The organism is Colwellia sp. BRX8-9, assembly GCF_014077245.1.
Classification (GTDB): Bacteria; Pseudomonadota; Gammaproteobacteria; order Enterobacterales; family Alteromonadaceae; genus Colwellia_A.
Map to the genome: position 1 here is coordinate 195,472 of NZ_JACGVN010000004.1, position 14,105 is coordinate 209,576.

At 37.0% G+C, this 14,105-nt stretch carries 14 protein-coding genes; 5 read left to right on the forward strand and 9 right to left on the reverse strand.

The genetic code is table 11. From position 1 onward, the window contains the following. Positions 1-26: 26 nt before the first annotated feature. Positions 27-1,625, forward strand: coding sequence for an L-aspartate oxidase (gene nadB, locus H4J70_RS05085; protein WP_182213364.1), 1,599 nt, complete (start codon positions 27-29; stop codon positions 1,623-1,625). 39 nt (positions 1,626-1,664) lie between these two features. Here nadB and H4J70_RS05090 read toward each other — a convergent pair whose 3' ends face one another. Both H4J70_RS05090 and H4J70_RS05095 read right to left on the reverse strand, forming a co-directional pair. After that, positions 1,665-1,961 (reverse strand): hypothetical protein, encoded by a 297-nt coding sequence (locus H4J70_RS05090; protein ID WP_182250718.1) that lies wholly within the window; start codon positions 1,959-1,961, stop codon positions 1,665-1,667. A gap of 37 nt (positions 1,962-1,998) precedes the next feature. Next, complete coding sequence (locus H4J70_RS05095; protein ID WP_070374745.1) at positions 1,999-2,250, reverse strand: succinate dehydrogenase assembly factor 2; 252 nt, start codon at positions 2,248-2,250, stop codon at positions 1,999-2,001. Positions 2,251-2,421: 171 nt separating this feature from the next. Here H4J70_RS05095 and ygfZ point away from each other — a divergent pair, with 171 nt between their 5' ends. Both ygfZ and H4J70_RS05105 read left to right on the forward strand, forming a co-directional pair. Then, the gene (gene ygfZ / locus H4J70_RS05100; RefSeq protein WP_182250719.1) at positions 2,422-3,408 is read left to right on the forward strand and encodes a tRNA-modifying protein YgfZ; all 987 of its coding nucleotides are present in this window, start codon (positions 2,422-2,424) and stop codon (positions 3,406-3,408) included. 36 nt (positions 3,409-3,444) lie between these two features. Next, positions 3,445-3,936 (forward strand): peptidylprolyl isomerase, encoded by a 492-nt coding sequence (locus H4J70_RS05105; protein ID WP_070374747.1) that lies wholly within the window; start codon positions 3,445-3,447, stop codon positions 3,934-3,936. 79 nt (positions 3,937-4,015) lie between these two features. Here H4J70_RS05105 and H4J70_RS05110 read toward each other — a convergent pair whose 3' ends face one another. The 4 genes from H4J70_RS05110 to H4J70_RS05125 all read right to left on the reverse strand — a co-directional run bounded on the left by H4J70_RS05110 (position 4,016) and on the right by H4J70_RS05125 (position 8,125). Next, positions 4,016-5,956, reverse strand: coding sequence for an ATP-dependent DNA helicase RecQ (locus H4J70_RS05110; protein ID WP_182241722.1), 1,941 nt, complete (start codon positions 5,954-5,956; stop codon positions 4,016-4,018). Between the two features lie 94 nt (positions 5,957-6,050). After that, positions 6,051-6,467 carry a phosphate ABC transporter substrate-binding protein gene (locus H4J70_RS05115; RefSeq protein WP_259367996.1) on the reverse strand — a complete coding sequence of 139 codons (417 nt, stop codon included), beginning with the start codon at positions 6,465-6,467 and terminating at the stop codon, positions 6,051-6,053. 10 nt (positions 6,468-6,477) lie between these two features. Further along, on the reverse strand, positions 6,478-7,614 hold the full coding sequence (locus H4J70_RS05120; protein ID WP_182250721.1) for a hypothetical protein: 1,137 nt from the start codon (positions 7,612-7,614) through the stop codon (positions 6,478-6,480). A gap of 160 nt (positions 7,615-7,774) precedes the next feature. Beyond that, positions 7,775-8,125 (reverse strand): RidA family protein, encoded by a 351-nt coding sequence (locus tag H4J70_RS05125; RefSeq protein ID WP_182213355.1) that lies wholly within the window; start codon positions 8,123-8,125, stop codon positions 7,775-7,777. Between the two features lie 203 nt (positions 8,126-8,328). On the opposite strand from H4J70_RS05125, the gene H4J70_RS05130 reads away from it, so the two are divergent. Continuing rightward, positions 8,329-8,547 (forward strand): EF-hand domain-containing protein, encoded by a 219-nt coding sequence (locus tag H4J70_RS05130; protein ID WP_070374752.1) that lies wholly within the window; start codon positions 8,329-8,331, stop codon positions 8,545-8,547. A gap of 220 nt (positions 8,548-8,767) precedes the next feature. Continuing rightward, positions 8,768-9,403: a hemolysin III family protein gene (locus H4J70_RS05135; RefSeq protein ID WP_182250722.1), complete on the forward strand. Its 636-nt coding sequence runs from the start codon at positions 8,768-8,770 to the stop codon at positions 9,401-9,403. Positions 9,404-9,626: 223 nt separating this feature from the next. Here the strand turns inward: H4J70_RS05135 and H4J70_RS05140 are convergent, their stop codons facing one another. Genes H4J70_RS05140 through H4J70_RS05150 form a run of 3 tightly spaced genes read right to left on the reverse strand, consistent with a single transcriptional unit; the run spans position 9,627 to position 14,098 of the window. Beyond that, a complete protein-coding gene (locus H4J70_RS05140) occupies positions 9,627-10,811 on the reverse strand; it encodes a pyridoxal phosphate-dependent aminotransferase (protein ID WP_182250723.1) in 1,185 nt (394 codons plus the stop codon). 5 nt (positions 10,812-10,816) lie between these two features. Further along, positions 10,817-12,940 (reverse strand): 5-histidylcysteine sulfoxide synthase, encoded by a 2,124-nt coding sequence (ovoA, locus tag H4J70_RS05145; protein WP_182250724.1) that lies wholly within the window; start codon positions 12,938-12,940, stop codon positions 10,817-10,819. A gap of 18 nt (positions 12,941-12,958) precedes the next feature. After that, positions 12,959-14,098 carry a hypothetical protein gene (locus H4J70_RS05150; protein ID WP_182250725.1) on the reverse strand — a complete coding sequence of 380 codons (1,140 nt, stop codon included), beginning with the start codon at positions 14,096-14,098 and terminating at the stop codon, positions 12,959-12,961. Positions 14,099-14,105: the final 7 nt, after the last annotated feature.

Sequence of the window (14,105 nt, forward strand, 5' to 3'; positions counted from 1 at the left end):
GTAGAATACATTAAAATCATAACTTTATGAACAAACAACACAACTGTGACGTATTAATTATTGGTAGCGGTGCCGCGGGTTTAACGCTTGCTTTACATTTAGCAAATAATGCCGATATCGTTGTACTCAGCAAATCCTTGGTTAATGAAGGTTCAACCTTTTACGCCCAAGGGGGTGTCGCTGCTGTTTTTGATGAGAATGACAGTGTTGCTGCTCATGTAAATGACACTTTAATTGCTGGTGCAGGCTTGTGTGACCAAGAAATAGTGCAATTTACCGCTGAAAATGCGCGAGCATGTTTGGAATGGCTAATTGGCCAAGGTGTTGACTTTGATCAAGAAGAAGATGAAAAAGGTGAGTTACGTTACCATCTAACCCGTGAAGGGGGTCATAGCCATCGCAGAATTCTTCATTCTGCTGACGCCACAGGTCAAGCCATTCAAACCACGTTAGTCGACCAAGTTAAAAATCATCCCCGTATTCGAATCTTTGAACGCTACAATGCTGTTGATTTAGTCTGTGAACAACCAAACGATACCAATAACCAGCAAAAGCGCTGCATTGGTGCCTACATTTGGAACCGAAATAGCGAATGCGTTGAACGTATATTTGCCCGTAAAACCATTTTAGCGACGGGTGGTGCAAGTAAGGTCTACCAATATACTTCAAATCCTGATGTTGCCAGCGGTGATGGTATAGCAATGGCGTGGCGAGCAGGATGCCGTGTCGCTAATATGGAGTTTAACCAATTTCACCCGACATGTTTATTCCATCCTGATGCAGGAAATTTTTTGTTAACGGAAGCATTACGCGGCGAAGGGGCTATTTTACGTCGCCCTGACGGCAGTCGATTTATGCCAAGCTTCGATGAACGCGCCGAACTTGCACCTCGAGATATTGTTGCCCGCGCTATTGATTTTGAAATGAAACGCCTCGGCGCTGATTGTATGTATTTAGATATCAGCCACAAACCTGCTGATTTTATTAAGCAACACTTCCCTAATATCTATGAAAAAACTCAATCTTTAGGCATCGATATTACCAAACAACCTATGCCCGTTGTACCTGCTGCCCATTACACTTGTGGTGGTGTAATGATTAATAAGCAAGGTAAAACAGATATCGAGAGCTTGTATGCTATTGGCGAAGTCGCTTATACCGGTTTACATGGCGCTAATCGTATGGCGAGTAATTCGTTATTAGAATGCCTAGTGTTTGCTCGCGCGGCGGCATTAGACATAGAACAAAAAATTGACCGTCAACAGAGTATTGTTGCGTTACCCGCTTGGGATGAAAGTCGCGTGACAAATTCTGATGAAGAAGTTGTTATACAACATAACTGGCATGAGCTGCGATTATTTATGTGGGACTATGTCGGTATTGTCAGAACAACAAAACGTTTAGAAAGAGCGCTGCACCGTGTTGAGTTATTGCAAAGAGAAATAGAAGATTACTATCAAAATTTTCGAGTCAGTAATAATTTATTAGAATTAAGAAACTTAGTACAAGTAGCTGAATTAATTATTAGATGTGCGATGGAACGTAAAGAAAGCCGTGGTTTGCACTACACGCTTGATTATCCTGAATTAAGTCAGGTAGCAACCCCAACTATTCTACGTCCTTAATATTAAGTGTTATGCTGAGTTATCAAAGGTTTAATCACCCTAAGTTGGGTTATTTAACTTGACGATAACACGGCATAACCTTGAATAATGTTTAGCAGACAAACTCGTTTTGAAAATAAAGTAGCTGGGTAAATTCAGTTGCGCGAGACAGTTTTTTAAAAAATGATTTTTCAGCCAGATAACTTGTGCTGGTAAATTATCTTCAAAGACCAACCAACACCCCCAAAAACCAATACGACTAGACGCGCTTAACTGTCTTTTACCTTTAGCCGAAAACTGGCATTCACCCATTATATCAAGAGTAAAACTGTTAGGTTCAGTATAGAACATTCGCATAAAATTAAATTTATTATGCGTATGCTCAACAACTATATTAAACTTTAACTCGTTTAAGGATAAGTTGCACCATGGCGTTGAGTTCTTTGTCTTCACAAACTTGATGCCCCATAAACCAAGCAAATAATTCCGGATCTTGCTCTTCCAGTAAACGTTCAAAAACTAGCTTCTCTTTTTCTGAGAGCAAATCATAAGCCTCTTCAACGAAAGGCATAAAAAGTATATCTAATTCGAGCATTCCACGACGGCAAGCCCATCTTAAACGCGGTTTATTATCAGTTAAAGACATGTAACACCCAGTAAAATAAAATTTAGGCTTATTCTAACAAAGTCATTTGCCATTACAATATTGTTTATCAGATCTAGAAAAATAAACTAACGAATATCATATACACCTTGAATTTCACAAGAAAGTCCTCATTATTTAACCTATCAATAAAACAAAAATGCTAATTTAATTATGACAATCTCTGTTGAAAATACCTTACCTAGTTACGATAACCTTCCTGATGCTTGTATCATTAGTTTAGCTGAATATGGTGCAATTGCTGTACATGGAGCAGAACAAAGTAAATACCTACAAGGACAAGTGACTTGTGATGTAAATACACTGACAGATAATAATTTATTATTGGGTGGTCATTGCGACGCTAAAGGTAAAGTTTTTTCAGTATTTAGATTGATAAATCGTCTAAATATTCATTTACTTTTACAACCTAAAACCAGTATTAGCCAATCATTAGCCGAACTGAAAAAATTTGGCGTATTTGCCAAAGTAACCATTGAACAAGCCACAGATTTAGCTTTTTATGCGGTTGCAGGAAAAAAGGCAACAGAAATACTCCATCAACAGTTTGTTGAATTACCTAATAGTTTAACACCGGTTTTACAAGTCGGTAGTACCACTATTGTCTACCTCGCAGGAAAATTAAAACGTTATCTTATAATTGATGAGGCGAAGACTGCTGAAAAAATTATTAATGACTTTGCCTTAGTCACTTATTCTCAAGCGCTGTGGAATTTAATCGAAATTAATGAAGGTTTTCCTTTACTAGCACCAGAAACAGTTGCTTCTTATGTGCCACAAATGTTGAATTTACAAGCAATTCACGGCATAAGCTTTACTAAAGGCTGTTACTTAGGACAAGAGACTGTTGCTCGAATGCAGTATTTAGGAAAAAACAAACGCGCTTTATTTTCGTTAAAGAGTAAATCAGCAAATAATGAGTTAATAACCTTGCAAGCAGGTGATATTATTGAGCAACAGTTAGGTGCAAACTGGCGTAAAGCTGGTGACATCTTAGCGAGCTACATTAGTGATGATGGCATTTATTATCTACAGGCTGTTTTAGCCAGTGATATCGATAGCACCACAAACTTACGGATTAAAAACCACGAAAACTCAGCATTAAGCTTAGTAGAATTGCCTTATAACTTAGCGGAATAGTCGCGAGTTACATTTATTTAAAATTTAGGACATATCATGAAAATTTCAGAAAACAAAGTTGTCGTTTTACACTATGCCGTATCCGACAGCGAAGATACACTCATCGACAGCTCTTATGATCACAGCCCTTTATCTATCATTCACGGTACAGGTTATCTCATTCCGGGCTTAGAAGATGCTTTAACAGATCATGTTGTTGATGATAAATTCGAAGTCGCAGTTAGCGCTGAAAATGCTTATGGCGATCGCCACGATGAGTTTGTACAAACCGTACCAAAAAGTATGTTCGAAAGTGTTGAAGATCTTGCGGTTGGTTCACAATTACGTGCAACGACTGATGATGGTGAGCAAACAGTTATTGTTATAGATGTCACCGATGATGAAATAACCGTTGACGGAAATCACCCTTTGGCAGGCATTGATTTAAAGTTTGATGTAGAAATTTTAGAAGTCCGTGATGCCACAGAAGATGAATTGAAACATGGACATGTCCATGGTGAAGGGGGTTGTGGCCACAACCACGACTAATCCTCATATATACTGAGTTTGAAAAATAAAAAGCGAAATATAAGTACTTATATTTCGCTTTTTTATTAATTATTTACCGCTAAATATTCATCACACTGATCACTTTTTCACGCACTTCTTGATAGCGAATATTTTCACAACAGCCAAAACCAGATAACTGTTTTATTTTATTACGGCTAAAAAGCGGCACGGTTAATCCAGTTAAAAATCGGCACATCGTTTCTAAAGATAAAACACCTTTGTGCTTGGTCGACATATGTTCAATAAGTGCCGTTAGCATGTCAACTATCGCAGTGTCATCTGGCAGAATACTTTCTTGTGAGTAACTTAGCTTAGCAACGTTTCCACGGCATACTGAACAATGTCCACAATTTTCAGGGGTGTTTTTATCATTAAAGTACAAGGATAAATTTCGACTTAGGCAAGAGGATAATTCAAAGAAGCGCACCAGTGTCGCAATACGTTTTATTTCTTTTTCTTCTTTTTCGACAAAATAATCATGTAGTGACTTAGCAAGTATATTAGCTGACAATAAGGCCTTGTTAACACTAAATACTTCAGTGATTTTTTTTGTTTCCAAGGTGATTAATTGCTTCTCTTGTAGGTATTCCAAAGCCACAATCACTCGGCCACGGTCACAGCCATAATGCTGAAATAGTGCATCAAAGTCTGGCTCTCCCCATACTTTTTTAAAGCCGCTGTATTTAAAAATAGTCGCAAGAAAATCTTTGCGCTCACCTTCAAATAAATTTAACACTTCGTCTTTATTGGTGGTGAATTTATATTTAAAATCGGCAAAATATGAAAATAGTGGTTTAATAACACCTTGCAGCTCTAACTGAACAAGTAAGGTTCTCATGGGTAATTGGCGGATATTACTGGCATTTGACAGCGATAAACCTTGTAATTCCCAGCGATCATTTTGGCATTCTTGTTGAATGTTTTTTATAACACATTCAATACCACTCAGTTCGGGTGTATCACCAAAAACAAAATTTTCAACGGTATTTAGCCCATCTAAATTTGCCAAGGTAATGCAATTTGATGCTAAACCATCACGCCCTGCTCGGCCAATTTCCTGGCTGTAATTTTCAATTGACTTGGGTAAATCATAATGAATAACAAAGCGGATATCTGCTTTATCTATGCCCATGCCAAAAGCAATAGTAGCCACGATGATTTGTACTTTTCCCGACATAAAATCTTCTTGAATTTTCTGTCGTTTTTCACTTATAAATCCGGCGTGATAAGGTTGCGCATTCAAACCTTGTTGCGTCAAAAAGTTTGCCACATATTCAGCACTTTGCTGTAAAGTCACATATACAATGCCACAACCGGTTTGATCAGCGATACTTGTTAGCAATTGTTGATTTTTATCTTTTGTTGAAACCGCTAACACCGACAAATCTAAATTTTGACGATAAAAGCCTGTTTGTACGATGTGCTCTGGTAAGATAGCGAATTTAGTGGCCATATCTTGCTTGACTTTTTTGGTCGCTGTGGCGGTCAACAAAAGCACCAGCGGAATGTTGAGTTCTTGGCGATAGTTAGGGAGTTTTAAATAATCGGGTCGAAAGTTATGCCCCCATTCAGAAATACAATGTGCCTCATCAACAACCAACATAGATACATTCACAGACTCAATAAATTGGCGAAAACGCTCATTTTTAAAACGCTCAACCGACACCATAAGAATTTTTATTTTACCTGAACGCGTATCCGCCATGACTTGCTGATTTTGCTGTGGCGTTAATGTTGAATCGATACTTGCCGCTGCTATATTTTTCGTCGCTAAAAAGGCTAATTGATCTTTCATTAGCGCCAGCAAGGGAGAAACAACAATAGTTAAGTGAGGTAGTTCTATAGCCGCTAATTGATAGCATAATGATTTACCTGAGCCAGTCGGAAATATAGCGAGAGAAGATTGGCTATTGAGGAGCTGTTCAATCGTTTGCTGCTGTCCATCACGAAAGGCATCAAAACCAAAGATTTGCTTGAGTGAGTTAACAAGAGATGACACAAGAAATACCTATTAAATAAATGAATTAAAAAAACGAGTATCAACAGTCAATTGAAAATCACTGTTGATACTCGTTTTATAATAACAGAGTTACTTAAAAGGTTTTAATCACTTTAACTTTATCACTGACATTAGCAGCATCGATATAGCCAATAGCATCAGGGTTATCAGCAACAAAACTTAACACATCGGCATCATTGTCAAATTCTGCTAAAGGTTTCGCCTTACCAGAGAAAATTAGCTTAGCCCAATAAGATTTAACTTGGTAGCTAGTCTTTTGCAACACTTTGCTTTCAAACTCTTCTCGAGCGGGACTTTCATCTTTTAAATTGGCTGCCATGACAGAAGCACCGTTAGTAAATTTCTTATTTTTACCTAAAAAAATCCGAGATATGTCTCTGTCGGTAAGCGCACTAGAATTAGCCGGATTCACAATAACAGCAATATCGGCAGAAGCCGTTAAACTAAAGCCTATTGAAAGTAAGATCGCAGTGACTTTTATATATTTCATCATCAATCCCCTAAAAAACAGTAACAAGTGAAGTGCGGAATAAACCAGCATCATTAGCACCATTAAGGTCATCATTAAAACCGGTATATTCAAACTTTAATGATGCAGAGCTATGAAAATCCCAACGTAAACCAACAGTAACATAGCTTGAATCATTTTTTTGACTAGCTATAACATCTTGTGTTGGTACTTTTAAAGCATCAAGAGGAGTTCCAGACGGTATAACGCTAGTAAAATCGTTCGCCGCAGTGTCTTCATCAACACCGTAAGTAACGTGTACTAAGTAATTATCAAAGCGCTTACCTAGCATCACATAATAAGACTCTTCTTCACCTAATAACGTATTATCTATTTTAAGCGTAGTATATTCGCCGACAACTAAGATGCCTTCATAGTCAATTTGAAAGCCAAGTTCAGTGAACGTTGCTTTGTCTTCAAAAATACTAGTATTGTCTGCAAATGCAGCGTAACCAAAGGCATTCCAATTATTAGCAAGTCCATCTAACCCTGTTGAAGGAATTGATACATCAGCATTAAAATAAGCAGCTCTCAAGGTTAGCCAATCTCTATTAAAGGTAGCTGCGCCACCTAAGATATTATCCATGTTAGGTGATGATTTTTCATCAAAGACTTCGATTTCATCGGAGTTATTACCCGCAATAAAGTGGTAAGTCGTATCAAATTCTCCAAGAGTACTGCTGTATATGCCGCTAAGACCGTCAAAAGTATTAAAAATTAAATCGTAAACACCTTTTGGTGGTGTTATCCACGGGTAGGCATACGAAACATCTAAAAAGTCTGAATACATAAAGAAAGGTGCTCGTTGACGCCCAGCCAAAACCCTAAATTTATCGTTTACGTTATAGCTAACGTAGGCCCACTCAAATTCAGTATCCCAATCATTCTCACCGCGAGAAACAATTTGTGCAGTAATATCAAGGCCTTCACCTATGTTACTTGATGCTTGAATGGCAAGTAATGAACCATTTTTAAAGTCAAAAGTATCATTAAAGCCATACAGTGTTTCATCACTCGATGTAGTGATACCACCTGTTATTGAAGCAAAACCACTTAAATTGATATCTGCTTGAGCCGTATAGGAAATAAAGCTACTAGCAAGCGCTAGTACCGCTATTTTACTTTTCATATTATCCACCTTAGAGTTTATATTTTTACGTGCTTATGTTTTTACGTGCTTATGTTTTATTAAAATTTTTTTATTAAAATCGATTCGTTTACAGGCAAGCTAACCTAATGAAGTGTAGATTAATATATTAAAAATGTTAGAGAACAAGTTTAAAAAATAACTATATTTCGGCCGCTATTACCGATATTTCAATAAGTAATTCATTTCTTGCCATTGAAGCTTTGACACAAGCTCTTGCAGGAGCGAACCCCTGAGGGATCCAATTATCCCAAATTTCATTCATTTTTGAAAAATCATTCATATCTTTTATATAAATAGTTGCCGATAGAATATGCTTATTGTCGCTACCTGCTTGTTCAAGTAATTCATCAACTTTATCTAACATTGAACGTGTTTGTTCTTCAATGCCTTGGCTGGCATCTTTACAAACTTGTCCACATAAATAAATAACACCATTGTGCTTAACGATGCGGCTCATTCGTGTTTTTGTTTCTTGCCTAATAATAGTCATTTTATTTAGTCATGATTAAATATGTTAAAGTATATACTCTACTTACTAGAAAATGTAGCTTTGATACTTGTGCTGTGTAGAAACTTTACGCTAGTAGATAATAAATCACGCTTATTAACGCAATGTTGCAATTAATCATTCACAAATAGCACAATAAAAGATAAAGTATTTAGTAGATGTAATACTACTAATAAGGATAACTGATGGACATTAATCAGTGGGTTGATGAACTATTTGAATTTTTTGATGAAGATAAAGACGGTGCGATTAGTCGAAGTGAATTTGTTGAATTAATTGACTGTCTTTTGCAAGATAAAGGCATCCGTATGTGTGAGAGTATTTTTAATAAATTTGATGTTAATCATAATAATTCAATTTCCAAAGAAGAACTCAAAGCTATGGTGATTGAGTTAGCTTTGTAGCGTTTTTCATTAAAATTTACCCTTCTCCAATTATTCGTTGAGAAAGTAACTTTACTATTTTTCATCTAATCAAGAGCTTAACTAAGCTCTTTTTTTATACCTTAAATTCATTGGTCTGACCTCTTGTTTCAATTGTTTTTTCTGTTATTATTCAATCTCAGCTTACACGTGTACACTGAGATTAAGTTTAAAGAAACAATGAAAAATAACAGGATAACAAATGACAAGCCAAGCTAGTTACAGTAAAAATGAAGAAATAGCCAACACCTTGACTCATGCTCTTGGCGCAATATTGTCTGTTATGGCTTGTTACATGCTACTCACTGCAGCTTTTACTGATAACTCATTAGTAAAAATAGTGAGTTATGCCGTTTACGGTGCCAGTTTGGTTTTATTATTCACCGCTTCAACTTTTTACCATGCCTTTCAAGATCCTGACAAAAAAAGGCTTTTTAAATTACTCGACCATTGTGCTATTTACTTGTTAATCGCAGGAACTTACACCCCTTTAATGATGGTTGCCTTAAACGACCAACTCGGTACTATTATGCTGACAATTATCTGGAGTATGGCTATATTAGGGGTGTTTTTTAAAATGAAATTTGGTCACCGCTATAAAAAAACCTCGCTGATCACCTACTTAGGTATGGGACTAATATCTATAACCATTATTGAACAGCTAAATGACAAATTATCAAATCAAGCCTTAACACTACTTGCTCTTGGCGGTATTATTTATTGTTTAGGGGTTATTTTTTATGTGCAAAAGCGTATACATTTCAACCATGCTATTTGGCATTTATTTGTTTTAGGTGGCGCGGCATGTCACTTCTTTATGATTTACTTCTACTTATAAGCGCTGATAAGGCTGACAAAAGAAATAACCAGAGATATAGTTGCTGGTGAGGATGGTAAATTAATTTATACCTAGATCAGCCGTTAAAACGCTATCGCCTTTGCAGGCTTTTAGGCTTGATTCTCGAGTTATCGTCAACTTTCTTAGTAATTGGAATGCGGCTACTAATTAATAGGTTCATAGCAAAAATAAATTAATTAAGCTTTCAGTGAAAAGTAAGTAATTAGCGACTATCAACAAACCCTTGTAATGATTCCAGTATCGTTGAAAAGTTTTTTGCACCCAGCCCTAAACGAAAATATGGCCCCGTAAGCCCAAATAGGCATGATGGGTAAGCGAATATTCCCGCTTGTTCAGCGAGTTGCTCAGCCCATTCAAGCATAGGTAAATCACTATGGCACTTCACTAATGTTAGTAAGCCTGCCTGAGGAGGACACCAACTAAAATGCAACTGGTTTTTGTCGATAAACTGCTGAAATAAAGCGATATTATCTTTGATAATAAGATTATTTTTACTGATGATTTTAACATGGTTTTCTAAAGCAAGCTCTGCCAGCTTTTCATCAACGATTGAAGTACAAATTGAGCCTTGAGCTTTTACCGCTAATAATTTTTTTAGCAGTGATTTATCCTTAGACACTGCCCAACCAATACGTAGCCCCGCCAAACCAAAACTTTTCGATAATACCGAGACAACAATCGTGCGCTCATAATCTAAATAGCGATGAGCTAATTTAAGATCATTATAGTTACTCGCTTGAGAGACATCATCGGCTAAAAGGTAACAATTGAACTGTTTTGCAATGGCTAATATTTGCTCCGAAAATTGAGTGTCTATTATGCTACCACTGGGATTATGGGGAGAATTCAAGACAATTAGTCGGGTATTTTCGTTTACTAGGGCTAAAAGTGCCGCTTGGTTAATTTGCCAGTTTTGTTGGAAATCAACCGTAAGGCACCTTACTTTAATCCCCATCTGCTCTGCCATCGTCACCAGAGAGGGATAGCAAGGTGTAATAACAACAATTTCAATCGCTGCTTGTTGCTCAACTGTATTACCTTGCATTCGTTCATTTTCGCTAAGTACTGTTTGGTAAATAGCTGACAACGCCTCTTGAGCGCCGCAAAAAGTTAGAACATTGTCAGCAGTTAACTCAACTTGATGATGATTATAGTCTTGATGAAAACCGGCAATAAGTGATCGCAAATAATGGCTGCCACTTATCGACGCATAGGATAACGCTTGTTCGCCCAGTAGATTATCAAGACTCGTTTCACCGAGTAGACACAATTGTGCTGCGGACAACGACTGTCCGCAAGAGTTACTCAAATTGTGCTCAATAGTGACCTTTTGATTTTCTGCAAGCTGTTGACCAAAGGCGATATGTGCCGGTAAAATATTTTTCATCCTTGCTATACTTTCCGCTGCCAAACCGACATTTCGGTGGTGGTTACGGTGAAAGTGCATTGATTTTGCTTAATCACACGCGTTAATGGCTGTGCGTCTAAAAAAGTAAACTCTTCTGCTAGTTTTTCCTGTAAACCATCAAAGCCAATAACATTTTCACCATTGACTTTAAGCCCACCCAACCAATTTTCTTTTTCAGTGTGTTTCGCTGAATATTGATGGTCGGTTAATACAAAAAGTAAACCTTGTTTATTAAGTCGCTTAGACAGTGTGGCTAACAACTGTTTAGGTTGATAACTCTTTTCTAGCGCATGCTCAACTAAAATCGCATCATAACCGTTAAAAATCGGTTTTAAATTGCTAGCATCACCCTGACTAAAAACAATATGGTCAGCGTTGTTGTTTAGCGATAACGCCTTAAGAGACACCTCATGAAAACTCTGTATGTCACCAGAAATAACGTTGGTGTAACGGAGTGTTTTCTGTTGTTGAAGTTGCACACCAAATTGAATATAACGTGCAGAAAAATCTACCGCATCAATATGCTGGAAATGCTCTGACAACTCAAAAGCGGTTCGTCCAACACTACAACCTAAGTTCAATAACTTGTCGGTATTAATGCCCAGAGCTCGTACTTTATTAAGCAATAATTGGCTAACTTGTTGTGAATAGTTTTCAACACTTAAATGTTGATCACCATAATGACTTTCGAGTTGCTGACAAACTTCACGATCAGTTTCATATCGATTAACCGGCGTTAATGGTATTTTGCCATCGATATTTTCAACATAACGAAAACCAGCATGCTGAGTAAAGTGACGACGAAAAGCATAACGAGATGACGGAATGGTTTCGTTGCCGGTAGAAATCCATGAACCGCCTTTAATTAAGTTATGTTTACCATCAAAGGTTGGCGTAGAAAAATCATCATAAAGTGGATGAACTTTAAATCCCTCATAACCATCTATTGCTGACTCATTCCATTGCCATACATTGCCAATAACATCATAAAAATCCCCTGTTGAAAATTCATCAATCGGGCATGAAGAAGCGTAACGGGCTAAGTTTATATTACCTAATACTTGTTGTTCATTATCGCTGGCATTATTGATTAGACAATGCCACTGTGCTTCAGTAGGCATAGCAATATTTTTTTGAGTTTGTTCACTTTTCCAATGACAGAAAGCTTTCGCTTCTAAGTAGTTCACTTCTGCAGGCCAATTCAAAGGTAAAGGCATTTCATTAAGTAAGTTACGCTGCACGTATTCATCGTTATTTTTTAGCCAAAAACGCGGCATTTCAGCTTTAGTGAAACTTAGCCACTTTTGCCCTTCTTCGCTCCAATAATGTGGTTTTTTGTAACCACCTGCATCGATAAAAGCTAAAAACTCTTGATTAGAGACTAAATATTTTGACGCTGAAAAGGCACTAACCTCAACAGATAACTCACCATATTCGTTGTCCCAGCCGTAAGTTTCATCGGTTAACTTTTTCCCTAATACAATAGATTGTTCTGTAACAGGTAGTAACTCGTTCGTTGGAGCCGTTGAAAAATTAGCACAACTTGTCCATTGTCCCGCTACTTCAGATGGCTGTGTTAAACAATCTAGCGGTAACATGCGCATAATAACTGATGAAGTCTCAAGATGGATGCGTTCATGCTCACAGCCCATCAATATCACCCAAGCTAACGAGTCTTGTTTGATAGGTAAGCTAATTTCCATGGTATCAATAAGGTTATTAACCACAGTGAAAACTTGTTGACGGTATTCTCTTACTTCATCAACATTAGGCCAGTCGTAATGTTCACTGTTGAGATCATCCCAGCTCATTTCATCAACACCAACAGCGCAAACAGCTTCTAACTTGGTATTAACACGCTTATTAATGTACTTACCCAAAAGTAATTTATTAATAAAGAAGGTAGCCGTATGGCCAAAATAAAAAATAAGTGGATGGCGTAAAGTCTCAGGCCGTAAATAATAGGCTTCATCTTTGTTGATTAAAGCAAACAACGACTCGTAAGTCGTCCAAGTATTATGGAAGTAGCTTTTTAGCTCGGCGCGTTTATCATCTATAGATAAACCATTAAGCTGCGGGGTAATATTTTGATTATTAATAAGAGTCATATTTTATTTTTAAATTAATTATGATGTATGAGTGAGAATAAGTTTTTGTTGATACGGCGCTAAAATCATTTGCTTTAATTTGTCACCTAACTGCAACTGCCCTGATATTTGCTCACCATTTATAAATTGACCCGATAGCTTATTTAAACTTTCGCTTAACCAGTGATCATTTGCAAATAGTGATATTGCGCCCAATTTTTCTTGCTCTGTATTATCATACAATGAAAAAGGTAAATTTTGATGATGAACTTCTTTACGGAGCAATTTGCTACAGTTATCCACCTTATATACTTCAAGCGCGTCAATTAAGTTCAATAAAGAGTAAATAATATTAAAATAAGCATTGTATTGCATACTTGAAGCACCAATTCTGTGCTCGATACGAGCAGTTTTTTGCCAATTTTGTCGCTTAACTAGTACTTCATTTTTGTGATTATAAAGTACCGGCTCTTCGCCCATCGCTTGATTATGTTTACCCACTTCTTTATACAAGGCAATACTGCCTTGGTGTCCGCCTGAAATATCCACGGGTGAACATAACTCAGCCGCTAAACCGTATTTAGTTTTTAATGCTAGTCGCTCAAAAGCTTCTTCTTCAGGTAAATAAATCAAACAACAATTTAAACTAGTATCAAGAAAGCATTGCTGTAAATATTCACCAAAGCCGCGTTCAATAATAATGTTTTTACCTTCACTATCAAGCGCACTAATATTCATTTGAACAGCATTAGGGATATGCACTGCCCGTGTTTCTGTGGTGAAAATATCACCACTACCACTGGCTAACTTGCCTTTATCACCAGACCAAACAACCGGTTTGATTAATGTTTTACTTATGCCTTGTTCGGCAAAAAAACGAGGTAAAAGGTGTAACGCTTGGCTTAAATTATTAGCCTCTTTTAACGGCGACTGGCCATTAAATAAAGAAACATACTCCCACTGACTATACCAATACTCTGGCACTAATTCTCCGTCAATTCCTGCATGCGCTAACTGACGATTAATTCTTTGATAATCTAGTGAAAATCTTTTTATTTTACTATCGAGCTGATAACAACCTTCTAATTCAAAGTGAATTACAGGAGTAAAGCCAAGCTGTTTTATATAATTCTGTAATAATATAATAGCTTGAACGGCGAACGGTGTTGTATTATTCATATGAGAT

Excerpts from the sequence above, each read along its gene's own strand:
- nadB (WP_182213364.1), top strand. The coding sequence starts at position 27 with ATGAACAAACAACACAACTGTGACGTATTAATTATTGGTAGCGGTGCC.
- H4J70_RS05090 (WP_182250718.1), bottom strand. The coding sequence starts at position 1,961 with ATGCGAATGTTCTATACTGAACCTAACAGTTTTACTCTTGATATAATG.
- H4J70_RS05095 (WP_070374745.1), bottom strand. The coding sequence starts at position 2,250 with ATGTCTTTAACTGATAATAAACCGCGTTTAAGATGGGCTTGCCGTCGT.
- ygfZ (WP_182250719.1), top strand. The coding sequence starts at position 2,422 with ATGACAATCTCTGTTGAAAATACCTTACCTAGTTACGATAACCTTCCT.
- H4J70_RS05105 (WP_070374747.1), top strand. The coding sequence starts at position 3,445 with ATGAAAATTTCAGAAAACAAAGTTGTCGTTTTACACTATGCCGTATCC.
- H4J70_RS05115 (WP_259367996.1), bottom strand. The coding sequence starts at position 6,467 with ATGAAATATATAAAAGTCACTGCGATCTTACTTTCAATAGGCTTTAGT.
- H4J70_RS05120 (WP_182250721.1), bottom strand. The coding sequence starts at position 7,614 with ATGAAAAGTAAAATAGCGGTACTAGCGCTTGCTAGTAGCTTTATTTCC.
- H4J70_RS05125 (WP_182213355.1), bottom strand. The coding sequence starts at position 8,125 with ATGACTATTATTAGGCAAGAAACAAAAACACGAATGAGCCGCATCGTT.
- H4J70_RS05130 (WP_070374752.1), top strand. The coding sequence starts at position 8,329 with ATGGACATTAATCAGTGGGTTGATGAACTATTTGAATTTTTTGATGAA.
- H4J70_RS05135 (WP_182250722.1), top strand. The coding sequence starts at position 8,768 with ATGACAAGCCAAGCTAGTTACAGTAAAAATGAAGAAATAGCCAACACC.
- H4J70_RS05140 (WP_182250723.1), bottom strand. The coding sequence starts at position 10,811 with ATGAAAAATATTTTACCGGCACATATCGCCTTTGGTCAACAGCTTGCA.
- ovoA (WP_182250724.1), bottom strand. The coding sequence starts at position 12,940 with ATGACTCTTATTAATAATCAAAATATTACCCCGCAGCTTAATGGTTTA.
- H4J70_RS05150 (WP_182250725.1), bottom strand. The coding sequence starts at position 14,098 with ATGAATAATACAACACCGTTCGCCGTTCAAGCTATTATATTATTACAG.